Consider the following 21,988-nt stretch of genomic DNA (forward strand, 5'->3'; position numbering starts at 1 on the left):
TCTCCTTTTTATTTTATAGTGTGGTTTTTGTATGTTTTAATGCTTTCAACCCATCAAATAACTTTTCTCGCCACCAAACACCGTCATGACCGCCTTGAAACTCTTCATAAGTAATTTGGTATCCTTTTTCTTTTAAAGCTTTATACAGGAGTCTATTAGCCGTTAAAAGAGGTTTGTTTTCAAGTTCTCCTGCTGCTATGTAAAAATGAGGTTGACTCGTATTAGAATCTATAGATGAAATTTGATTTTCAATCCAAGGAATTTGATTTTCATAACCATCCTTTTTCCAATGCACGGATCCAGACATTGACAACACGTTTCCGAAAACATGTGGATTTTGAAGCGCTGCATAAAAAGCTGCTAAGCCACCAAGACTGAAACCAGCAATTGTTGTATGATTCTTTTCTTGATATACGTGATACCTAGCTTGAATCCACGGAAGTAATTCCTCCGTTAAAAATGTATTCATTTTATCGTTATAGGTTAGCTCTTCTAGCCGATCAACAGGATCTATAGCAACAGCTATACAAGACGGAATTTCTTTTTTATAAATTAAATAATTGAGTGTTCTTGTGATTGAAAGGTCTTTAATAAAAGAATTCCCATCAAATACAATGAGAAGTTCATGAAGGTGTGAAGTTTGAGAATAATTATGAGGAGTATAAATATGAATCTTACGTGTATTATTTAAAGTTGAACTATAGAAAGAATATGTTTCAATTTCTCCAGATGGATAATGATTAGAAGAAAATCGACTATCATACGGCACTTTCATATCTATTTCTAACACGGATGCTTTATTGGCATCTTCTCCAAATACATTTCCATTAAATCGGTCTAGTCGGTACTGCTCACTACGCTTTATCCAATCATTTTCGAAAAAATCATTTACTGAAAAATAGTAAGTTGAAATAAAACGCTTATCCGTTCTAAACGTTCGATACCAAATATCTGTATGTAACAACCTTTGCAATTGATTTACAGACAGATCCCAACCAGGAAAACTACCGAATACATAGACGTTTTCAGTTATTTGATCCCCTAGCCAAATATACGTTATAAGCTTATACCGATTATCTACTGGACACTGTTCTATTAATGGCGTATTATTTGACTTTATTTCATACAAAAAAGTATAAAAAGCTTTCTCGTTTCCCTTTTTTAATTGATTATTCAGTTCCTCTAACTTTGGACTAATTATTGAAGTCATCCATCTTCCTCCTTTGAATTTCTTTTCACTAGATTGCTTTTATAAAATTTAGGATTAGGATGTTATTTATTTAGATGAGTTATTTATTAGAAAGTTTATCAATTGCCTGAATAGAAAGCTCCAACGCTTTTATCCGTCTTGTTAAAAGCGTTCTTTGAGGACTACCATCTTTAGACTTATCATAGGCTCTCTCAATTGATGGAAGCAAACCAGCAAGAACATTACGAGCTTCTTCTAACTCTTCTTGGCTATACCGATGACTTTCTTGATTCCACACGTTCTCTAACACTGCTAGCCCTATGCAAACGGCTTTAAGCCTTTTTTTCACTAAGGTAGTATTTGCTCCTTTTTGAGTCATCTGTGAAAAAGCATTTTCAAGTTTACGAATTGTCGATTGTAAAGATTTTATTGATTCCAATTTATCTATATTTGACACGTTTTCCATGTTAGTGCTGTCCCTTCTGCGTTTCTAATTTATTTTGTTTAATGTTTGATAAAATCGTTAAGAACTTGATTTCACTCGAAATATTTTAACATAAATAACTATATTCAAGTTGGACAATAACTTAAAGGAAAACGGCTACTAAACTTATTCTCCCTCCCTTACATCATTCTATATATAGTTCTTTCTTCTCATTAGAATTCCTATATAAACAAGTTGATAATATTGTATATTTTATGAACTAAAAAAACGCACAAGCTATTTAACCTGTGCGTCTTCGTCTTTATTCAGTAAGATAGTAAAGTAATAGTTTCCGGGCCTTGTCATAATTCATGAAATCTCTATACAAAATGGGATACTTCACAATTTCTGTTTCTATAAAACGATTTCCTTAGCCACTTAATTTGCTGAAACGTAATATTCTCTTCGTTTTCATTTAGTACAGAATTTAAAGTTGCTGCTGTATGCATCCAATAATAATTAAAATCAGCATTTATCACGTCATCTTCTGTAAATTTACTTTTTAAGTCTCGCTGCAATTTTCCTGTAGCACGATACGGAAACGGTTTATGCAGAGGACTATGCATTTTCTGCAATTCATTAAAAATAACCTTTTTTCCTAATATCAACGTCCCACCCCTTTATTTCTCCATCCAATTCAATAAATTTTCATAATGATTATGAGCATCCTTATACCCAAGATTATATAAATTAACGAGCTTTTCTTTATTTCTTTCTATTCCGCTTATAGGAAGCTGTGCGCTTGGCTGAATTACGTAAAAATTATCTTTTTGTTCGTTGTGATTCATATAAGATACAGTTTCATTATAAAAACGATAATGTTCTACTAAATGCTCTGCGATTTTTGGATATCTTCTATATAAAATTTTAGCTAGTCCAGAAAATTTATTACGCTGCTTCTCGTATCCTTCTGGCTTTGTCATTATAACAACGTTTTTTAAATAACCATCATTTTGCGCTTTAAAAACTGGAATAGGATCTATAATCCCTCCATCTAACAATTTTCGATTATCATATTCTACAGCAGGTGCTATAAACGGCACAGAGCTTGATGCACGAATAATTTTTAAAATATCATTTCCATGTTCTGTTTTATTATAATAAACTGCCTGTCCTGATTCGCAATCAGTCGTTCCGATTACAAACTGTTCATTTGAATTTAGGAAAGTTTGAAAATCAAACGGCACAATTTTGTTTGGTACTTCATCAAATAAAAAATCCATTCCAAATAATTCACGTTTTTGAATTAAGTTTCGATAAGATATATACCTGTGATCTGCTACTAGCTCTGTATTTACTTTCTTATTTCTTCCTTTTTGACGCGACAAATATGTTGCTCCCATACACGCTCCAGCGGATACACCGACTACATACGGAAAGAATAAGTCCCTTTCCATAAAATATTCGAGTACTCCTGCAGTATATAACCCTTTCATTCCGCCGCCTTCTAATACTAAACCGATATTTTTCATGCTATATCCCTCTGCTTCTGTTTTCTTAATTATATGTTAGCACAAGATTTTAGGATGAGGTTATATAAATTGGTTGCAATAATAACAAAAAACTATTGAAGCAATGTCATAATCTATTAGTCATTCGCATGGTACAATATAAGAAACTCATTCCACATATTATAAAGGAGGAATTTCATATGGGTTTATTTAGTGGTATTTTAGGAAATGCATCAAGTGCGAGTACAGAAAGCGTTGAACATGATTTAGAAAAGATTATGCTAGATGATGAAAAAGTTGAGCATGCTTATAAATTAATTCGTGATTTAATCGTATTTACAAATCGTCGTCTTATTTTAGTAGATAAACAAGGAATATCAGGTAAAAAAACAGAGTATCATTCTATTCCTTATAAAAGCATTACACAATTTAGCATTGAAACAGCTGGGCATTTTGATTTAGATGCAGAGCTTAAAATTTGGGTATCTAGTATGGATGATCCAATTACGAAAGAATTTAAAGGTGACGATAGTATTTTAAGCATTCAAAAAGCGTTAGTAACATATACGACGAAATAGTTCATTTTTGTATATTTATTCGAATTCAAAATTACTAACCCGGACTTTTTGGAAGAATATACATTTAAATTGTATATTTAATCTAAAACAGTACAAAAAGGTAAAGCATTTAAAATGTGCTTTACCTTTCTTTTTTATAATAAATTAAAGTTGCTTTATCATTTAATTTCTTTTTAAATTCCGTTCTTATATATCCCATCTTTTCGTATAGAAAGCAATTTCGCTCTTCCTCTAAAATTGTAGCAAGCTCCAAAGTCGTTATTTCCGGAAACATCTCCTCGATTAAAATTAATACTTTTTGAGCAATTCCGTTCCCTTGATAGTTTGGAATAATAAACATCGGGCTGATCCAAAATTTAGATGCCCCTTCTTTACGTGATATACATATCGCCCCGACAAGATTCATGTTTACGAAAATTTTATAAAATCCACCGTCCAGATTATTTATTCTTGAAATTGTTTTTTCAATAAGTTCATTTGCCGGACTTGTTTCATAGTCCTTATACTTTTCTAATAATGAACTAAATGATTCTACTTGCATTTGAAATATAATCTCTGCATCAATTTCTGTCGCCTTCTCTAATGTTACCAATTTAAACGCTCTCTTAAAGAAGTAATATGAGCTGTATGATGACGACCGTGCCATGCATATAGTCCAATTGCAGCAGCAAGTTTTGTTTCTCCTGATTCAGGATGATTAAATGTCTTTTCTAAATCTGCTGGTTCTAAAGAATATAATAAGTTAACCCATCTTTTATGTAATGAATCTAGCATTACAAGTGAAACATCTACTGGTAATTTTGAGTCAGGTAGCTCTGCCCATTTTTCTTCTTTGTACGGTTTAATAGTTGGATTCTTTTCTGTCAGTGCTAATTTAAAGCGTATATAGCTATTCATATGACTATCAACAACATGATGAACAACTTGACGAACAGTCCATCCACCGACGCGATACGGTGTATCTAACTGCTTCTGATCTAAATTTTTTATCGCTCTTGCTAGTTCATTAGGTAAATCCTCAATTTCTTGAATCCATTTATCAATTATTTCTTCTGTAATAGTTCCTACATAAGTAAATTGACCTATTGGATAACGTAAATCCTTCATGTACATGTCCCTCCCTATTATCTTTAACCCTTAGCGGTCCTCCAAATATAATGTACGAAATTTACGTTTTCCCCGTTTAAATCTACAGTAGTTGTCTCCGCTTCCTTTTCACGAGAAAATCCGTTCTTTTCTAATACAATTTGTGAAGCTATGTTATTTGTTGTTGTCATAGCATGTATTTCATTAATTTCATAGACTCTTGCTTGAGCCAAAATCAATTTTACAGATGCTGCTGCAACTCCTTTTTTAGTAAACTTCTCTCCAACTCGGTAGCCTAACGACCCAATTCGTTTTTCCTTATCTACATCAACTAAATTGATACGTCCTACAATTTCTTTTTCTGTATTACGTATGAGATGAAAATAAGAAATCCCCTCAGTTTGTTCTTTTAATAGTTCGTCAAGTTGCTTTTGAAAGTATTCATACACGTAATAATTAGAGCCACGACTTGGTACCATTGTTTCAAAAAATGATTTGTTCGTTAGTTCAAAGTTAAATAAATCTTCAGCGTCTTGATTCTTTAATTGTTCTATGTATATTTTCATCCCGTTTACCCCTTCTTGATTTACTAACTGTTATACATTCTTTTTTAACCGATAATTTTCCTGCTATTTCTTTCGCATCAGTAATACAGCGAGTAGCACTTTCGGATGAAATAGGTGAAATGGACTACGAATTAAATTCATCACTCTTACTAATCGAATATAAACGTCAGAGTCACTTGCAGATAGTTGATATATTTGTTTCGTATACCATAGCTGAAATTTTTGCTTTATCGTTAATTTTCTTTTTAGCTGAGGATGACGTGATATTTCCGTTGTAGTCATTTCCCAAGGAGTTTGTATGATATTAGCAGTTTCTTTATAAAACTGCTGTGTAAATGCTTTATCAAGCCTTTGTCTCCGTTGTAAAAGCAACTGCAATCGGTGAGCTTCCATAGCCGCAACTGAAACTCCTTGCCCGAAAACGGGATCAAAACGACATTGTGCATCTCCGACTACTAACAAGCCTTCTGGTAAATGATTAACTAAATCAAATCGCCGACGTACTTGATAAGGAATTTTGTACGTTTTGATATCTGAAATTGCCTCCGCTTTGTTTAGAAAATCTGTCACGTTAGGGATTGATAGATTTTCAGCGAAATCATAAAACTCATCATCTGTTTGTGGTGCTTTCTCATTTGCGTATCCACTGAAAGTAACAAAATAACGATTATCCTCAATCGTTTGAATAAGTACACCATACGGATTGTCCGGGAAACTTGGAGACATTAGCATATTACAGCAGTCTAATTTCTCATTTTCTTTGAGTTTAAACATTTTAGTTGCGTAGAATAAATCGATACGCACTTTCTCTTCTTGCACTTCGATATTGTATTCACGTAACCACGCTATACTTTTTGAACCGAATCCACTCGCATCAACAACAATATCTGCTTGAATTTCTTCTTGCATGCCAGTCTCTAAACACTTAGCTTTTACTCCACATACTTTGTTAAGCTTTCCATCTACTAATAACCCTTCAACCAATGTTCCAAACTGAGTTGTAATATTTGAAATTTGATGTATTCGTTTTTGAATATGCCATTCAATCAAAAGCCTACTTTGTTGAATCATATGCACTTCTCCTATGAATGGCTGTTTCCATAAACCAAATTGATGCCATTTTATATCACGAGTAAAGTTATTTACGATGCTGCCTGCTTCTATTAATTCATTAGTAATAGTAGGAAACAATTCCTCGATTGTATTTTCTCCGCCTTTTAATAACACATGAGGATGATTACTTTGTGGAACTCTTTTTCTCAAAGCTTTTCCATCCCATCTTTCACCGACTTCTATAATGATTACTTCTTTAAAAGAAGTTGATAATGCTTTTGCTGCGAGTTTTCCTGCTATACTTCCGCCAATAACGATAGCCTTATTAAACATATTTTCCCCCTTAATGAAAAAAGATCCTGCCTTGTATGAATGAAACAGGATCTAAACGAAGAATTACGAAATTAAAACACATGAGTAAATTGCAACGTTAAAATTAAAATACCTAATCCCCATACGTAATACGCGAATACTTTTAAGGAGTGACGTTTTAAATATTGAATCATCCATGAAACAGCTATGTAACCAAAAAACGCTGCTGATAACGTGCCGACAATTAAAGATGTACTAGAAATAGATTCTGCTTTCCCTTGATAAACATCTACAAATTGCAAAATGATAGCTCCAACAATGGCTGGAGTTGATAATAAAAAAGAAAAGTAAGCAGCCGTTTCACGGTCTAGCTTCCTCCATAATGCAGCCACGATTGTCATACCAGAACGGGAAATTGCCGGAAAAATAGCAGCCGCTTGAAATGAACCGATGATAAATGCATCTTTATATGTAATGTCATCCATTTTTTTACGACCATTTTTTTGTTTATCGGCCATATAGAGAAAGAAACCTGTCACTAAAAACTCCCATCCAATGGTAATACCTGTTTTTGAAATATCTTCAAAGAAGTCTTTAAATAACAATCCGATTACAACTGCAGGTATCGTCCCAACAATAAGTAATAACATTAGTTTTGAAAATGGATTTTTAATTAAGTATATAAATTCTTTTTTGTAATAAATAAACACTGCAAGCAAAGTCCCGATATGCAGCATCGTATCTAAAAATAATCCAGCTTCATCTAATTGAAACAAATGCCTTCCTAAATAAAGATGTCCTGTACTACTAATCGGCAAAAACTCTGTTAAACCTTGTATTATCCCTAATATAAAAGCTTCTAACCAATTCATGATGGTCCCCTTTCTCGTTTGCTTGTACCAATATATGAAGGTTCAATTTTCGATATGAAAAAAACTATTTTTCTCTATGAATTTACTTTTATTTCATGGATATATATGTAAAAAGGAGTAAGGAGGGTTACTATGTGGCAACATACGAAATTCGGCAATGTATTACTGTGGGCAGGACCTATCCTTGTGTTTATAGGGTTATGTATGACAAATGTTATTTCAGATATTCCTTTTTTTGAAGGAAAGCATAAAACGTTTGGAATTATAATTTTATTTATAGGGCTTTTCAGTTTAATTGCTGCTAATCATTTTAAAAAAGGAGAAAGAAATGAAGAATGAAACACAAAAAAACAATCCTAGTATATGTGCTAGGATTGTTTTTTTTACTTATTTATAAAACACTTTATCAACGTTATATTTCGCTTTGTACTTATTAATGATGTATGTTTCGTAAATTTCTCTTTCAGTTGGATCTTCTACGATACATGCATCGATACGGTATACTTCATCACGATTATTTTTGATTGGTGAAACATTATCTTCAAAATGCTTTTTAATACGTTGTCTAATTTTACGAGCTTTACCTACGAAAAGAAGTTCGTCATTAATATTGTAAAACATAAAAATGCCGCCTTTATCTCTAGGGAACAAGTGGAAATCGATAAAACCGTTAATTGGAGTAATTAATGGCTCGTCTCCTTTAATAACTTGGTTACGTTCAGTAATTGAAACATCAGCTTCAGGAATATTAATTTTAATCAAGTTCATTCACGTCCTCTTTTATTATAAAGATAAATAATAGCATAAGTATGTAAGAAAAGCTATGTTAAGAGAGATATTTCATTTTATAATTCAAATATTATAGGTATATCATGTAAACTTTTTCTCCAAATCATATGATCGTTTGATTCGCCCCAATAATCCTTCAGCATATAACTAGGTTTTCCAAACTTTTTTGTCCATATACTTTGTGCTTTTTTGTATCCGCTATCTAAACAGCATTCGGTTATTCCTCTGCTAAGTAATGTAAGATACATTGTATTTAGTAGTAAACTCCCTATACCTTTTCTTTGATACTCCGGAAGTATAAATACAGTTCCTATTTCATACAAATCCTTAAGTGCACCGTCTGTACAACTATTAATCAATGTACTTGCTGGACCGATTTCAATCGTTCCAATGATTTTATCGTTACTTGTATCTATTGCTAATAAAAAGTAACGACTTTCTCCATTACTATCAAAATCATTTTTCAAATATTGCTTTTTCGTGTTAAGTTCATTTTCTATGTCATCTAATAATTGGGATAACCCTTCATTTTTATATGTATTCGTAATAACTATACGGAAAAACAAGTATAGTTCATCTATATCATCCGAATTCGGCCTTCTAATTTCAACGTTATACATGGCTTACATCTCCAATCTTTGAAAATATATGAGAAAGTGTATTCGTTCAAAAAGATTTTATACAATTGTTAAGACCATACTTTATATACTCTATTCATTATTATTCTACACAGCTCTGCATAGATCCAGCAGTATAGAAAACTCAGTATAAATATTAATGTAATAACTTTTATATCCATAGTCGTATGAATAGTAGGACCAAGTACAGGAAAGCGGAATATATCGAGAATGATCATAATTCCTATAAGTAGACATATCGCTGAGAAGGAAATTACCCAAATCCTCCTCTTGAATTGTAAAAAGGATACTCCTAACGCTATACCTAATAATCCTGTAGTAAAGGGAAAGACAATTAGTTCACTTGGCTCAATAATGAATAATAGGAAAATAGTAAGAATGTAAGAAAGTACTCCCTCACGAATAGAATAACAAATAGCCAGAAAAATCGGTAGCGTCGCGAAAGGACTAATAAATAACCCGATTCCAGGGATTAAGTTCCCCGCAGATTGAAAAATAGCAGCAAATGAACCGAGTAATGCTGTAATGACTAACCTACTTGCAGGCGTCACCTTTCTTTTATGAACAAAATTCGCATCCTGCTCTATCATCCATTGATACCAATAGCTTCTAAAGCGATTCATCAAATTCCCCCCTAAAGAGACCTAATTCACCACTTTCTATTTTTATTCAAATACTTATTGGTTATGTTTTACTTTCTGCTTGTTAGGAATCACTATACAATAGATGTTTATCCATAGAAGGTTTTTTAAGAGGCGCTAAGTCGTGCGTTTGAAAAAGTATGAATTCCATATATTGTTAGACTAAGAGTTTATACCGTATCATGGAACAATTTCAAAAATAGTACCTTTGTTAAAATCCGTTACTTTCATAGATCCATAAACCCCTAAATATAATCTAGTTTGATCTCCGTTTGTTCCCAAGCTCATATAATAAGCTGCTTGAGAACAAAAATCATAATTGGTTTCAATAACATGAAAATCATTACGTTTCCCGTCTAGAGCTGCTCTAGTAAAAGCTAACACTCCCTTTACTGGAGATTGAAATTCTTCTTTCTTAGCAAGATCAGTAAACACGATACTACCAGTTAAACTAGGAATTGTAGTTCCCATATATGGTTGTACTCCTGTAAGTGAGGTTCCTCCAAACTTATCTGCTCTGGAATCTTTATGAAAATAACTAATTAGGGGCTGTATGCGCCTCACTGATGTTTCTATTGTTTCATTATAATAAGCCATTGTTCTCTCATCCAAAGTAGGATTCTCAGAACAGTGCCTTATAAAAGAAGTAGGAAATTCTCCTTCCCATCCTCGCCAACCAAAATTAATAAATCCATCTTGATTGGGAGTGGATCTCATTAAATGCGTTTGAACAAGTTCGGTAACCGGTATGGGTTTATAATGAACAAACGAAAAAATAGACTCTACAATATCCTGCCCGACATTTCCAGCATATTTGATATACTGATTATAAAACCTTTGAAATGAAATACCTGTTATATTCCGAACTCCTTTCGCAATTACGGTAAGTGTTTCTTGTATAGATAAAGGAAACTCATTAAAGCGTGTAACTACTGGAGGGTTATTTATGAATGTATTTTTACTTACATCAATTTCAATTATTTTACCCGCTATTTCTAAATCATCCTGGCTTAAATTAAATGGATCATAACCCGATCCACCATCTCCATTTGTAAAAACAAGTTTTCCACTCTCAGGTGAAAAATTTAAACTATTGACTCCGTTATGATTAAAAAAGGGCCTTCTTATGTTAAGTAATGTCCGTCGTTTTTGAGGTTGACTATGTGATTGTAAAATCCATTCCTCAACCGTATCAATATGATCATATTGAGTATCTCTATTTACCCACTTTAAGTTTAAAGTTTTCGGATCACACGGATTAGGTTTAAAAGGTTCAGAAAGGGCACCCGGACCTTGAGTGCCAGCTACTGAATAATGAAGGTAAAATAAACCGTTTTGATAAAATTGTGGATGAAACGCTAGTCCTAGCAATCCGCGTTCATCATAACCGCTACTAGAGACACCTTCTTCAAACGTGCCTAATTTGATAATTCGCGGGCGAATATCTAAAAAAGTCCTTATAACTCCGTCTCCTATGTAAAAGATTTCTCCTACCTGGGTGGCAATGAATAACCTTTCAATTGAGTCACCTGGTAGTATAGTTGTTTTCAAAACAGTAGGTAAATTGAACTTACTTGCAATGGGTCGTAAACTAACCTTAACTTTTGTCAACTTACTTTACACCCCTTTAATTGCCTTTTATTAAAAGAATATGATTAGAACGGTTCAATTAGTATCTAATTAGGGACTAGGGACTTGGATACTATTTCTGACTGCGCTACTTTTCCTGCTTCTCCATATAACTACGCATCCGTCGCATATATTCAGGTGCGTCCATTGGATTCCCTGCGATCATTTCAATTATACAGAGTCTTTTGGTACTTTCCTTTTCAGCATGGATTATAGCCTGATCAAGCTCTCCATAGGTCCGGACCGTAACGGTAAACGCGTTACCTCCAAAAGCTTCGGCCAGCTTGGTGTAAGACCATCGAGGGATTTGGTTGTACTTTTGATCCTCTGTTTTGACATTTAAATATCTCTCGATTGTATAACCATCGTTGTTCAAAACAAAGATTATGGGCTTGCAGCCGTAATAGAGCATAGAACTGATTTCCTGTGCCGTTAGCTGCAGGGCACCGTCACCTGTAAACACCAATACTCGGCGTTCCGGCGCGGCCATAATAGCACCAAACGCCGAAGGGATTGCGTAACCGATGGACTGCCATCCACCTTGTCCAATATATGTTACATTGCCCGGCAGTCTGACCTCTCCCATTCCATAATAAAACGTTCCGGTCTCGGCGATTACAATATCCCCATCTTTCAGCATGCGCTGAAAACGCGGATAATAGCCGTCCGCCAATAGAGGTCCGTCGACATTAGTTGTTAATTGATCGTAAGGAAATGAATTTTTTTCTGTCAAACCTTTGCCCGTATAACTCAATTTCTGAACGGCAAGTAGCATGTCGGCTGCAAGAACATTCAGATATTCCGCCTCAGCGATTTTAACTATATCTGGTTGAATATTGACAGTTATCAGCGGGTTCAGCTTTGCGGTAAAACTTGCGGTGTTTGTGTCCGCCCATACCATGCCAATCGCAATGATACAATCTGCATTCTCCACCGTACTTTGGACTTCAGTCCTCCCGAAAGAGCCTAGATACATTCCGATATAATTTGGGTGGGCCTCATCGAATCCTCCCTTCCCGTACATCATCGTTACAACAGGCACATTCATTGCATCGGCCAGTTGCCGAGTTGCTGTCTGAAGGCCGAAGTGCATAGTTTTCACATCCACCAAGATAACTGGTCGGTGGGCACGTTCCAAAAGCGGACGGACATGATTCACTGCAGCCTGAAGGGTATTCGGGTTGGATGCTGGACGTGGCGGTACTGGCTCTGCCCAGACTTTAATCGGCTTGGCCACTAAATCATTAGCCACAACCAGGTATACCGGCTTTTTCTTTTCCTTAGCAATGCGAATCGCAGTCTGAATTTCAATCTTGGCATTTTCTGGCGTAAGGACCGCGGTATATGCCGTAATCTGCTCATACACCTTGCGAAAAACGTCAAAATTCCCATCCATTAAGGTGTGATGCATCAGCTTATGCTCTTTTTGGTCCTTCTCAGGAGGCGCACCCACAATGTGTATAATTGGTACATGCTCGCTGTTGGCTCCCGCTATCGCATTGCATGCGCTGAGCTCCCCGACCCCAAATGTCGTAATAAGAGCCGATATTCCTTTGATTCTTGCATAGCCATCTGCAGCGTAGCCCGAGTTTAGTTCATTTCGTCCTTCTATAAAACGGATGCCGTTATAACACTCCAAAGTATCAAGAAGTGTAAAATTATAGTCCCCTGCGACACCAAAAATTTCGGTAATGCCCTCGAGTTTTAGGCAATCGAACAAATACTGGCCAACCGTTTTTTGAGCAGGTCCCCTTTGTAAACCAAAGTTGCCCGTATTAATCATGTTGTCCATCGCTTGCTCACTCCTTATCCATTTCTTTTTAATAGTACTACCCTTTTTGATAATGCCCTTTAATTAAATCGGTTATCCGTTATGCAACAATTAATGGGGAAGATTTTTGTACAACCATATATTACAACTACATTCTTCGTATTTTATATATCATCAATAAAGAGTTCAGAAAACCCATAAATAAAAAAACGAGTGCTGTGAAGAAACGCACTCATTGAAAGGAATTTACCATTCTCGACGATTATCGCGATCACAGTCACGATCATGATTACGTCTGCGACGGCATTCATCACAATCGCAGTCACGGTCACGTCTACAACGACGGTCATCACAATCTCTATGTCTGCGTCTGCAGAACATTAAATCATCCCAAAATCTATCACAATCTCGGTCACGTCTGAAATTACCATTACATCCCATAAATATAATTACCTCCTCTTAACTCTTGGATTCATCATATTCTATGCTAAAAAACAAAAACAGCTTGTTTACTAGTCTATTTTCTGCATTTTAAAGTAATAATATTATTATCTAATCTTTAAATTTCAAATAGAACCTTAAAAATGATAAAAACCCACGAAGAAAATGAATTTTCACCGTGGGTTTTAGTTATTTAAATGGACTTTCGGGACACCTAACTCAAGAAGCATCCGCACCTTCAAACTGACTATTATAAAGCGAAGCATAGAAACCATCAGCTTTTAATAACTCTTCATGATTACCTTGTTCTACAATATCCCCGTCTTTCATGACAAGGATTAAATCTGCATCACGTATTGTTGATAATCTATGAGCGATAATGAAGCTTGTTCTACCTTCCATAAGGTTTTCCATCGCTTTTTGAATCAGTACTTCTGTACGAGTATCAATGGAGCTTGTTGCTTCATCGAGTATTAATATTTTCGGATCCGCTAGAAGGGCGCGTGCAATTGTTAGTAGTTGCTTTTGTCCTTGGGATACGTTGCTTGCTTCTTCGTTTAGTTCCATTTGATATTTATTTGGTAATGTTTTTACGAAGCTGTGAACGTGAGCTGCTTTCGCTGCTTCAATTACTTCTTCGTCTGTAGCATCGAGTCTACCGTAACGTATATTTTCCATGATGGAGCCGTTAAATAGCCAAGTGTCTTGCAGTACCATACCAAACATGTTGCGTAGGTCTTCTCGCGTGAAGTCTTTTATATCGTGACCGTCGATACATATTGCACCGCTATTTATGTCATAGAAACGCATTAACAGTTTTACAATCGTTGTTTTACCAGCTCCGGTTGGTCCGACGATTGCTACTTTTTGTCCAGGTTTAATGTTAGATGAGAAATTATTGATGATGATCTTATCTGGATTGTATCCAAATTGAACATCTTGGAAGGTAACTTCTCCTTGAACTTTTTGCAGCTTCACTGGATTTTCTGCTTCTGGTACTTCCTCTTCTTCTTCTAAAAATTCGAAGACTCTTTCTGCAGCAGCTGCAGTGGATTGAAGTACGTTCGCGATTTGCGCTACTTGAGCGATTGGTTGCGTAAAGCTTCTAACATATTGCACAAAGGCTAAAATGTCTCCAACTGCGATGGTTCTCTTTACCGCAAGCCATCCGCCTAAAATAGATACAGCGACGTAACCGATATTACCGATAAATGTCATAATCGGCATCATCATTCCAGATAAAAATTGAGATTTCCATGCGGAGTGATAAAGGGTATCATTTACCTTTTCGAATTTTTTTACTTCTTCTTCTTCTTTGTTAAAGGCTTTTACGATATTGTGACCACTATAAATTTCTTCGACCTGACCGTTTACGTGTCCTAAATATTCTTGCTGGGATTTGAAGTATTTTTGTGATCGTTTTACGACTGCCATGATGAGAATCATCGATACTGGCAATATTAAAAGCGCCACTAATGTCATTTGCCAGCTGATGGATAACATCATGATAAGTACACCGATGATTGTAATAACGGATGTGATGATTTGCGACATACTTTGGTTTAACGTTTGGCTCACCGTATCTATGTCATTTGTAATTCTCGATAATACTTCGCCGTGCGTTGTTTTATCAAAGTAATTCAGCGGCATACGATTAATTTTTTCGTCGATTTCTTTTCTGAAGTTATAAGATACTTTTTGAGCTACTCCAGAAATAATGTACCCCTGGATAATACCAAACACAGTGCTCAGTATATATAATCCAAGAAGTAAAATAACAATGTTTCCGATATAGGTAAAGTCAATGGCCGCACCGGGTGCTCCTGATACTTTGCTTACGAGTCCTTCGAAAAGTTTTGTTGTCGCATTTCCTAAAATTTTTGGACCAACGATTGTAAAGGCTGCACTACCGATTGCGAAAAGGATAACGACTAAGATTGATAATTTATAGGGCTTCAAGTATTGAAGGAGTTTATTCATCGTTCCTTTGAAGTTTTTTGCCTTCTCAATCTTTCTCATGCCGCCGCCCATAGGACCGCCACCGCCAGGACCAGGACCGCCTTGTTTTCTATTTTCTATTTTTTTATCACTCATGATGACAACTCCTCTCTTGAAAGTTGTGATAAAGCAATTTGCTTATAAACTTCACAGTTTTCCATAAGCTCTTCATGAGTACCAGTTCCAACTATTTTTCCTTCGTCAAGTACAATGATCTTATCGGCATTCATGATTGTGCTGATTCTTTGGGCAATAAGTAAAACAGTACTTCCTGTAATCTCATTGTTTAAAGCTCTGCGCAATGCTGCGTCTGTCTTAAAGTCAAGAGCTGAGAAACTATCATCGAATATGAAGATTTCCGATTTTTTCGTAAGAGCACGTGCAATAGAAAGTCTTTGTTTTTGACCACCGGAAACATTCGTACCACCTTGTGATATTTCTGTACGGAAGCTTTCAGGTTTTTCGTTAATAAACTCCATAGCTTGCGCGATTTCTGCCGCTTTTGCGAGTTCTTCTTCAGTTGCTTCTTTCTTACCGTATTTCAAATTACTCTCGATTGTACCTGAGAATAGAACTCCTTTTTGCGGTACATAACCAATTTTCTCTCTTAATTCCTTCTGAGATACTTCTCTAATATCCGTGCCATCTATTAATATTTGGCCGCTTGTGACATCGTAAAATCGTGGAATTAAGTTGATTAATGTTGATTTACCACTACCTGTACTTCCGATGAAAGCTGTCGTTTCACCAGGTTTTGCAGTAAAGGTGATATTGGAAAGCACATCTTCTTCTGCACCTGGGTATCTAAAGCCAACATTTTTAAATTCAACGTAACCTTTCTTGTCTGAAGCAAATGTTTTCGGCTCTTTTACATCACTAATGGTAATGTCAGTATCTAAAACTTCTGCGATACGTTGTGCGGAAACTGAAGCACGCGGAACCATAATAGATACCATTGAAATCATTAAGAAGGCCATGATGATTTGCATTGTATATTGCATAAATGCCATTAAATCACCAACTTGCATATGTCCCATATCCACTTGGTGTGATCCAACCCAAATAATAAGTACAGTAACGGCATTCATGATAAACATCATCATTGGCATCATAAATGACATTAAACGGCTTACAAATAAATTTGTGTTTGTTAAATCTTGATTTCCTTTTTCAAATTTCTTTTCTTCATGTTTTTGATTATTAAAAGCACGAATAACGAGCATACCTGTTAAAGATTCACGAGTGATTAAGTTAATTTTATCTACTAACTTTTGGATACGCTTAAACCTAGGAATCGCGATGCTAAATAAACCAATGACTAAGCTTAAAATCGCGATTACCGCAACTGCGATAATCCATCCCATTGAAAGATCTGTAGTAAGTACTTTAATAATGCCGCCGATACCTAAAATTGGTGCATAGAATACAATGCGAAGCATCATAACCATAAGTGTTTGAACTTGCTGGATATCATTTGTACTTCTTGTAATTAGAGATGCAGTGGAAAACTTATCAAACTCCGCATTCGAGAAGTTTGTAACTTTCCGGAATACTTTCTTTCTAAGGTCTCTGCCGAGTCCAGCAGCTACTTTTGCAGCAAGTAAACTCACGATAACGGTAGCTGCCATACTTACTAAGGATAAAAGCAGCATTTTCCCGCCGGAAGTAAGAATGAAATTAGATTGAAGCTTATCTATATTGATACCGATCTTTTTATACTCATTCTCAATGAATGAAACGGCTGATTGTGTTACCATGCTGCCTGACATATTCTTAAACTTTTCATCTGCCTTTTCTTTCATTGCATTGATTTGATCTTGAGGAAGTTTCGCAATGATTGCAAAAGGATCTGTATTTGGCGGAAGCTTCGCTGGTGTTTTGTTGTCACCCGTCGCAGCAGGAGGGAAAGCAGATGCGCCTCCTTTTTCAATTCCTTGTGTAATTAACATTGGTTTCCCAAAGATATTGTTAAGTTCGTTAATTATATTTTTATCTTCTGTATGTAGCTTATAAAGCGGCTCTTTATCAAGCTGTGGATAATCTTTTAAGTCATTTTTTAGTTCACTTTGAGAGAGGTTGTTCTTATCTAAAAGCGCATAGTTGTCAGCTACTTGTTTCTTCTCATTTTCATTCATAAAGAGCGTAAGTTTATCCATTTCACTTTTACGAATAACCTCAGGTACTGCATTTTCTACACCTTTTTGTTGAATCCCTACATTGACAATGTTAGACATATAGTCTGGCAGTGATAGATCACATACTGCCTGCACAGTTAAAAGACATACAACTGCAATGATGGAAGTAACAAATGGTTTTAAATGTTTAATGATCTTTAACATTTAATTCATCTCTCCATTTTCCTTATCTAATTTTTTTAGTTTTTACTCCGTTTCTCTCCTTTATTCTTCGTATTCTCAGTAATTCATTCTAGCAGCTCTTTACGCATTTTCGACCACAGATTAATTTTATGACTATATGAAGATATAATGCAACTTTTAGAGAGAATAGACTTACCTTTGATCAAACATGTTTATAAACCAACATAACGTACAGGAAATCGGCTTTTCTCTTGTCGAAATTTACTTAGCATACAGTGGTCATATATTTTCAAGAATAACGGAAGAATATATAGAAAATGCTACATAAATGTGAAGTTTGATCAACTTAGGGGGGACAACCTTGTTCAATCAGATAGTAAAAGCTGTACCCAATTTATTTACGATTGGAAATTTATTGTGCGGTGTTTTTTCAATTACCATGAATATGAGTGACTATTTGGAAGTAGCCTCCATTTTTATTTTCTTTTCAGCTGTTTTAGATCTCCTTGATGGAAGAATTGCGAGAAAATTAAAAGTGAACAGTGAGTTTGGTGTACAATTGGATTCCTTAGCTGATATTGTTAGTTTCGGAGTTGCGCCTGCACTTCTATTTCATTCGATAGCAACACCATCTATTTTAACTTCTTTGGCATTTATCCTTTTCCCAACGATGGGTGCTTTAAGATTAGCTAAATTTAGTGTAAAACCAACCATTGGATATTTTAAGGGATTACCTATTCCAGCTGCTGGATTACCATTGGCCGGTATGGGATTGTTTTCATATAGCAATGCATGGATTACATTAATCCTCGCTCTCTTAATGGTAAGTCCAATTAGGTTTAAAAAACTTTAATTGGGATCCCGTCTATCGCTTTAATTTCATTTGTGGAACGGTTCGCTAACATCCATCAAGTTGAGGGTTTTGATGTTATTCATCATTTTACGAATGCAGCGATGGGACAGACTTTAAAGAGCTTACCTATTGTAATTGCTCATAATAGATTGTGAAATTGAATAGCCTCCAGTTTTTGAGGCTATTGTTAATATTTCTGATATGTATAAAAAGAAATGATATTCTCCTCTATATTGAACGAATCAACCTTTTTTCTCTAATACCTCAAACGATAAAAATGCACTTCGTTGCTATAAAAGGCAAAAATTTTTCGTTTTGTGGGTTATCTATTTTCTTAGCTTGATAGCGATGTGGTGGTACCTGTTTAAAAGAACTCCTACCTCCCCAAATACTTAGTTACTCCCAAATAACATGACAAAAAGATTAGGAAATCACTCCTAATCTTTTTGTTTATTACTATTCCATTGCCCCAGCAACATCATAATCATTTAAATCTAATTCAATCGGTTGCCCTAACGCAAGTTTAGCAAGTTCTGATCCTAAGTATGGACCTGCTGTTAATCCTGAAGCACCTAATCCGTTCGCAATGAGTATGCCTTCAAAATTAGGTAGTGGTCCAATAACAGGTAAGAACCCTGGTGTAAACGGTCTAAAGCCAACTCTTGTTTCAACCATTGTACCATCTTCTAAACCAGGCGCTACTGTTAACGCTTTATGGAATACTTCATGTAAACCACCAGCTGTTACACGGTGATCGAAACCAGTATCATTCTCATGCGTTGCACCAATTACGACATGGCCATTGTCAAATGTTAAAATATATTGATCGTTCGGCGGCATAACAACTGGCATATTTTCTGTTGCTGTATTTTCCATTTGTAAATGAACAATTTGTCCTTTTTGGAACGTAACTAAGAAATTAATTCCTAATGGGTTCAAGATTTCGTTCGCCCATGCGCCTGCAGTTACCATTACCTTTTCCGCTACAATTGTTTCGTCGTTTACTTTAACTCCCGTAATATGATTCCCTTCACGGACTAATACTGCATCACCTTTTATGAAAGTTGCACCATGTTTTTTCGCAGCGCTTATTAATGCGTTGCGTAATAATCTTCCATTTACTCGTGCAGCGCCACTAATATGAACAGAACTATATTCTTCCGATAATGCTGGGAATAATTTTTTCGTTTCTTCAGCTGATAAGCGAGTGATTTCACCAATCTCCGGTGCATCTTCACGGCGTTTATACGCTCTCTCTTCCATTTGATCTAGTTTTTTCTCATCAGTATGTAAACTAATTGCACCTACACGGTTGTAACCTGTATCCGTTTCACCGTCTTCTTCTAATTGCTGAATTAACGAAGAATAGTAACGTGCACCGCCTTTAACGATTTTATACCATGCTTTATTACGACGTTGCGACAGCCAAGGACAGACAATACCTGCTGCTGCGTCAGTTGCTTGACCTAACTCTTGACGATCTACAATAGTAACCTTCGCACCAGCCTTAGCAAGATGATAAGCAGTAGATGCTCCTAAAATTCCAGCTCCAACTACAATATACGATTTCATTTCAAACACCTTTTCTCTTTTGCTAATTATTTAAATATAAGAACATACTTTAGTATACTGAAAGGAATCCTTTTTTCAATGTGTTCAACGTAATTAATTGTTGCATCATTGTGACGTTCCTAATCGTTATTTTTTCTTCTTACGGAATAATTCAATTGTTTTATAGCCTTGTGAAAGGATTTCAATCATTTTCTCAAGACGTTTTTCACGTGTTTTTTCTTGTTTTACAGAAAATAAATTACGTGCCCAATCTTTTTGATATCCAGGAGTTAAACTTTGATAAAATTTAAGTTCAGTGGGATGATTAGCCAATAATGCTTCCACATCTTGAATTCGATCAGCATAATCAGCAACACATTGACTTGCAGCAGGCGTTTTCTTTGCTTTTTTCTTTTCACGTTTTAAACCAACAACAGTGAAAACGTCATCCATACTTACCATTCGCGCAAATTTAATATCACTATTTCCTACATATCCATCTTCTCCAACATTTAACGCTGGAAACATTTCATCACGATGAATAAAAGTACTGTAACGAGCATTACCTTTTTTCGGATAAGCAAAAAAGACATAACCTTTCTCAAGTAACAACTCTTCATTTTTAATAATGAAATTTGTATGCTCTACCATCTCATCAAGCGTTTCTACAAAAATAAAAACAGCATCATGCTCTTTAGAAAATGTAGTTGGTTTATCTCCAAACACTTCATAATCGTTCGGTTCGTTAATAACCACCATATTCGTATACTTATTAAGTTTCAATTTATCGATAACTGACATAATAATCTTCCTCTACATTCAATATTCATTTTATATATTTTTTATACTGTTCTAGTGTATTATATCTATTAAGAAAATCAAACTTTAAATTGAGAACGGAATCTACTTGGCTCGAAATAACAAAATAGCCGATTCCAAATAGGAGTCGGCTATTCACTTTTTCATAGTTCAATATTAAAAAGTGAATGTAATAGTTCTCTATATTGATTCCCTGTAATTTCACGCTTACTTTTTTCTCCGTAAATAATTTCAGTTAAACTAGCATTCGTTAAGGAAACATGACCAGAATCCGTCAACTTTACTGCAATCGGCCCTTTATTGAAAATAGACTTCTCATCTTCTATCACCTTTTTTTGAACCTCATTTACAATTGACTCATCAATAACATGATTATAAAAAGCATGACAGACTTTCCACTCTTCATCAACATCCATTCTTTCTAAAACATAGTTTCCTTTGCTTGTATCTTTCCGTCTCACACGGTACATGCCGTTTTTAGAAGAAACCGGTTGCCCAGAAAACGGAACTGGAACAAGAGGTACCAACGAAGCAATCCCTACATCAATTAAATATGTTTCATTATCAAAATTTATAATAATAGTAATATGTCCGTCCTCAAGTGCCCATGCATTAATATCATTTTTATAAACTGTTCCTAATGCTAGCTGAGCATTAAAACCACAGTCTTTTAAAAAATAGTAGAAAAGAGTATTTGATTCATAACAAAGCCCGCCACGCGAACTTGTTAATATTTTCTTCTGTAAGTTCTCTTTTGAAATTTCATTTGTATTACCTGCTATAACATCTAAATTTTCAAACGGTATTGTATGCGCAAATGCAAAAAGCATTGTACTTAATTCTTCAAATTTCACTTCAGTATGTTTTTCAAAGTTCAATCTTTTAAAAAGCTGATCTTGTAAACTTGTCATATTCAGCACCCCTTAAAAATTATAAGTTAAACTAATAT

General features: G+C 35.1%; 22 protein-coding genes and 1 pseudogene. 3 read left to right on the forward strand and 20 right to left on the reverse strand.

All coding sequences use genetic code 11. The features are described from left to right. Window positions 1-13: 13 nt before the first annotated feature. The 4 genes and pseudogenes from ABH955_RS05235 to ABH955_RS05250 form a co-directional block, all read right to left on the reverse strand. Entirely contained in the window at window positions 14-1,210 is a 1,197-nt protein-coding gene (locus tag ABH955_RS05235) for an alpha/beta hydrolase-fold protein (RefSeq protein ID WP_404453754.1), read from the reverse strand. A gap of 79 nt (window positions 1,211-1,289) precedes the next feature. Beyond that, the gene (locus ABH955_RS05240; RefSeq protein WP_404453757.1) at window positions 1,290-1,655 is read right to left on the reverse strand and encodes a hypothetical protein; all 366 of its coding nucleotides are present in this window, start codon (window positions 1,653-1,655) and stop codon (window positions 1,290-1,292) included. A gap of 280 nt (window positions 1,656-1,935) precedes the next feature. Further along, window positions 1,936-2,281 (reverse strand): annotated as a pseudogene (locus tag ABH955_RS05245) (YxiJ-like family protein). 12 nt (window positions 2,282-2,293) lie between these two features. Continuing rightward, on the reverse strand, window positions 2,294-3,145 hold the full coding sequence (locus ABH955_RS05250; RefSeq protein WP_242245601.1) for a patatin-like phospholipase family protein: 852 nt from the start codon (window positions 3,143-3,145) through the stop codon (window positions 2,294-2,296). 179 nt (window positions 3,146-3,324) lie between these two features. On the opposite strand from ABH955_RS05250, the gene ABH955_RS05255 reads away from it, so the two are divergent. Further along, window positions 3,325-3,702: a PH domain-containing protein gene (locus tag ABH955_RS05255; RefSeq protein ID WP_404490931.1), complete on the forward strand. Its 378-nt coding sequence runs from the start codon at window positions 3,325-3,327 to the stop codon at window positions 3,700-3,702. 121 nt (window positions 3,703-3,823) lie between these two features. Here ABH955_RS05255 and ABH955_RS05260 read toward each other — a convergent pair whose 3' ends face one another. The 5 genes from ABH955_RS05260 to ABH955_RS05280 form a co-directional block, all read right to left on the reverse strand. Further along, window positions 3,824-4,348 carry a GNAT family N-acetyltransferase gene (locus tag ABH955_RS05260; RefSeq protein ID WP_404453760.1) on the reverse strand — a complete coding sequence of 175 codons (525 nt, stop codon included), beginning with the start codon at window positions 4,346-4,348 and terminating at the stop codon, window positions 3,824-3,826. Then, complete coding sequence (locus ABH955_RS05265; RefSeq protein ID WP_219302409.1) at window positions 4,288-4,809, reverse strand: YfiT family bacillithiol transferase; 522 nt, start codon at window positions 4,807-4,809, stop codon at window positions 4,288-4,290. The genes ABH955_RS05260 and ABH955_RS05265 overlap by 61 nt, the downstream gene beginning before the upstream one ends. Before the next feature lie 23 nt (window positions 4,810-4,832). Continuing rightward, on the reverse strand, window positions 4,833-5,354 hold the full coding sequence (locus tag ABH955_RS05270; protein ID WP_404447778.1) for a GNAT family N-acetyltransferase: 522 nt from the start codon (window positions 5,352-5,354) through the stop codon (window positions 4,833-4,835). 63 nt (window positions 5,355-5,417) lie between these two features. Continuing rightward, window positions 5,418-6,740 (reverse strand): NAD(P)-binding protein, encoded by a 1,323-nt coding sequence (locus tag ABH955_RS05275; protein WP_404490932.1) that lies wholly within the window; start codon window positions 6,738-6,740, stop codon window positions 5,418-5,420. Window positions 6,741-6,811: 71 nt separating this feature from the next. Further along, on the reverse strand, window positions 6,812-7,591 hold the full coding sequence (locus tag ABH955_RS05280) for an undecaprenyl-diphosphate phosphatase (RefSeq protein ID WP_002065719.1): 780 nt from the start codon (window positions 7,589-7,591) through the stop codon (window positions 6,812-6,814). Between the two features lie 132 nt (window positions 7,592-7,723). Between ABH955_RS05280 and ABH955_RS05285 the strand changes: the two genes are divergently transcribed. Beyond that, window positions 7,724-7,930 (forward strand): hypothetical protein, encoded by a 207-nt coding sequence (locus ABH955_RS05285; protein ID WP_404490933.1) that lies wholly within the window; start codon window positions 7,724-7,726, stop codon window positions 7,928-7,930. A gap of 48 nt (window positions 7,931-7,978) precedes the next feature. On the opposite strand, the gene ABH955_RS05290 is transcribed toward ABH955_RS05285, so the two are convergent. From ABH955_RS05290 to ABH955_RS05325, 8 genes are all read right to left on the reverse strand, one after another. After that, on the reverse strand, window positions 7,979-8,359 hold the full coding sequence (locus ABH955_RS05290; protein WP_002013261.1) for a nucleotide excision repair endonuclease: 381 nt from the start codon (window positions 8,357-8,359) through the stop codon (window positions 7,979-7,981). Between the two features lie 77 nt (window positions 8,360-8,436). Continuing rightward, the gene (locus ABH955_RS05295) at window positions 8,437-9,000 is read right to left on the reverse strand and encodes a GNAT family N-acetyltransferase (RefSeq protein WP_242311379.1); all 564 of its coding nucleotides are present in this window, start codon (window positions 8,998-9,000) and stop codon (window positions 8,437-8,439) included. A 68-nt stretch (window positions 9,001-9,068) separates the two neighbouring features. Further along, window positions 9,069-9,641: a YybS family protein gene (locus ABH955_RS05300; protein WP_002013264.1), complete on the reverse strand. Its 573-nt coding sequence runs from the start codon at window positions 9,639-9,641 to the stop codon at window positions 9,069-9,071. Window positions 9,642-9,839: 198 nt separating this feature from the next. Then, entirely contained in the window at window positions 9,840-11,270 is a 1,431-nt protein-coding gene (locus ABH955_RS05305; RefSeq protein ID WP_404490934.1) for a PQQ-dependent sugar dehydrogenase, read from the reverse strand. A gap of 106 nt (window positions 11,271-11,376) precedes the next feature. Further along, the gene (locus ABH955_RS05310; protein WP_404490935.1) at window positions 11,377-13,080 is read right to left on the reverse strand and encodes an alpha-keto acid decarboxylase family protein; all 1,704 of its coding nucleotides are present in this window, start codon (window positions 13,078-13,080) and stop codon (window positions 11,377-11,379) included. A 225-nt stretch (window positions 13,081-13,305) separates the two neighbouring features. Continuing rightward, window positions 13,306-13,500 (reverse strand): hypothetical protein, encoded by a 195-nt coding sequence (locus tag ABH955_RS05315; RefSeq protein WP_002141916.1) that lies wholly within the window; start codon window positions 13,498-13,500, stop codon window positions 13,306-13,308. Window positions 13,501-13,719: 219 nt separating this feature from the next. Next, window positions 13,720-15,594, reverse strand: a complete 1,875-nt coding sequence (locus ABH955_RS05320) for an ABC transporter ATP-binding protein (RefSeq protein ID WP_098988617.1) — start codon at window positions 15,592-15,594, stop codon at window positions 13,720-13,722. Next, a complete protein-coding gene (locus ABH955_RS05325) occupies window positions 15,591-17,837 on the reverse strand; it encodes an ABC transporter ATP-binding protein (protein WP_404490936.1) in 2,247 nt (748 codons plus the stop codon). The genes ABH955_RS05320 and ABH955_RS05325 overlap by 4 nt, the downstream gene beginning before the upstream one ends. A gap of 340 nt (window positions 17,838-18,177) precedes the next feature. On the opposite strand from ABH955_RS05325, the gene pssA reads away from it, so the two are divergent. Beyond that, window positions 18,178-18,669: a CDP-diacylglycerol--serine O-phosphatidyltransferase gene (pssA, locus tag ABH955_RS05330; RefSeq protein WP_002085344.1), complete on the forward strand. Its 492-nt coding sequence runs from the start codon at window positions 18,178-18,180 to the stop codon at window positions 18,667-18,669. A gap of 456 nt (window positions 18,670-19,125) precedes the next feature. On the opposite strand, the gene ABH955_RS05335 is transcribed toward pssA, so the two are convergent. From ABH955_RS05335 to ABH955_RS05345, 3 genes are all read right to left on the reverse strand, one after another. Continuing rightward, window positions 19,126-20,241: an NAD(P)/FAD-dependent oxidoreductase gene (locus ABH955_RS05335; protein ID WP_078181462.1), complete on the reverse strand. Its 1,116-nt coding sequence runs from the start codon at window positions 20,239-20,241 to the stop codon at window positions 19,126-19,128. A 126-nt stretch (window positions 20,242-20,367) separates the two neighbouring features. Beyond that, the gene (locus tag ABH955_RS05340) at window positions 20,368-21,021 is read right to left on the reverse strand and encodes a YdeI/OmpD-associated family protein (RefSeq protein WP_016104957.1); all 654 of its coding nucleotides are present in this window, start codon (window positions 21,019-21,021) and stop codon (window positions 20,368-20,370) included. Between the two features lie 161 nt (window positions 21,022-21,182). After that, window positions 21,183-21,950 carry an arylamine N-acetyltransferase family protein gene (locus ABH955_RS05345; RefSeq protein ID WP_078181463.1) on the reverse strand — a complete coding sequence of 256 codons (768 nt, stop codon included), beginning with the start codon at window positions 21,948-21,950 and terminating at the stop codon, window positions 21,183-21,185. Between the last annotated feature and the right edge of the window lie 38 nt (window positions 21,951-21,988).

It is taken from the genome of Bacillus sp. RC240 (genome assembly GCF_044907945.1).
GTDB lineage: Bacteria > Bacillota > Bacilli > Bacillales > Bacillaceae_G > Bacillus_A > Bacillus_A mycoides.

Coding starts and splice junctions, on each gene's coding strand:
- ABH955_RS05235 (WP_404453754.1), bottom strand. CDS start 1,210: ATGACTTCAATAATTAGTCCAAAGTTAGAGGAACTGAATAATCAATTA.
- ABH955_RS05240 (WP_404453757.1), bottom strand. CDS start 1,655: ATGGAAAACGTGTCAAATATAGATAAATTGGAATCAATAAAATCTTTA.
- ABH955_RS05250 (WP_242245601.1), bottom strand. CDS start 3,145: ATGAAAAATATCGGTTTAGTATTAGAAGGCGGCGGAATGAAAGGGTTA.
- ABH955_RS05255 (WP_404490931.1), top strand. CDS start 3,325: ATGGGTTTATTTAGTGGTATTTTAGGAAATGCATCAAGTGCGAGTACA.
- ABH955_RS05260 (WP_404453760.1), bottom strand. CDS start 4,348: ATGGCACGGTCGTCATCATACAGCTCATATTACTTCTTTAAGAGAGCG.
- ABH955_RS05265 (WP_219302409.1), bottom strand. CDS start 4,809: ATGAAGGATTTACGTTATCCAATAGGTCAATTTACTTATGTAGGAACT.
- ABH955_RS05270 (WP_404447778.1), bottom strand. CDS start 5,354: ATGAAAATATACATAGAACAATTAAAGAATCAAGACGCTGAAGATTTA.
- ABH955_RS05275 (WP_404490932.1), bottom strand. CDS start 6,740: ATGTTTAATAAGGCTATCGTTATTGGCGGAAGTATAGCAGGAAAACTC.
- ABH955_RS05280 (WP_002065719.1), bottom strand. CDS start 7,591: ATGAATTGGTTAGAAGCTTTTATATTAGGGATAATACAAGGTTTAACA.
- ABH955_RS05285 (WP_404490933.1), top strand. CDS start 7,724: ATGTGGCAACATACGAAATTCGGCAATGTATTACTGTGGGCAGGACCT.
- ABH955_RS05290 (WP_002013261.1), bottom strand. CDS start 8,359: ATGAACTTGATTAAAATTAATATTCCTGAAGCTGATGTTTCAATTACT.
- ABH955_RS05295 (WP_242311379.1), bottom strand. CDS start 9,000: ATGTATAACGTTGAAATTAGAAGGCCGAATTCGGATGATATAGATGAA.
- ABH955_RS05300 (WP_002013264.1), bottom strand. CDS start 9,641: ATGAATCGCTTTAGAAGCTATTGGTATCAATGGATGATAGAGCAGGAT.
- ABH955_RS05310 (WP_404490935.1), bottom strand. CDS start 13,080: ATGGACAACATGATTAATACGGGCAACTTTGGTTTACAAAGGGGACCT.
- ABH955_RS05315 (WP_002141916.1), bottom strand. CDS start 13,500: ATGGGATGTAATGGTAATTTCAGACGTGACCGAGATTGTGATAGATTT.
- ABH955_RS05320 (WP_098988617.1), bottom strand. CDS start 15,594: ATGAGTGATAAAAAAATAGAAAATAGAAAACAAGGCGGTCCTGGTCCT.
- ABH955_RS05325 (WP_404490936.1), bottom strand. CDS start 17,837: ATGTTAAAGATCATTAAACATTTAAAACCATTTGTTACTTCCATCATT.
- ABH955_RS05335 (WP_078181462.1), bottom strand. CDS start 20,241: ATGAAATCGTATATTGTAGTTGGAGCTGGAATTTTAGGAGCATCTACT.
- ABH955_RS05340 (WP_016104957.1), bottom strand. CDS start 21,021: ATGTCAGTTATCGATAAATTGAAACTTAATAAGTATACGAATATGGTG.
- ABH955_RS05345 (WP_078181463.1), bottom strand. CDS start 21,950: ATGACAAGTTTACAAGATCAGCTTTTTAAAAGATTGAACTTTGAAAAA.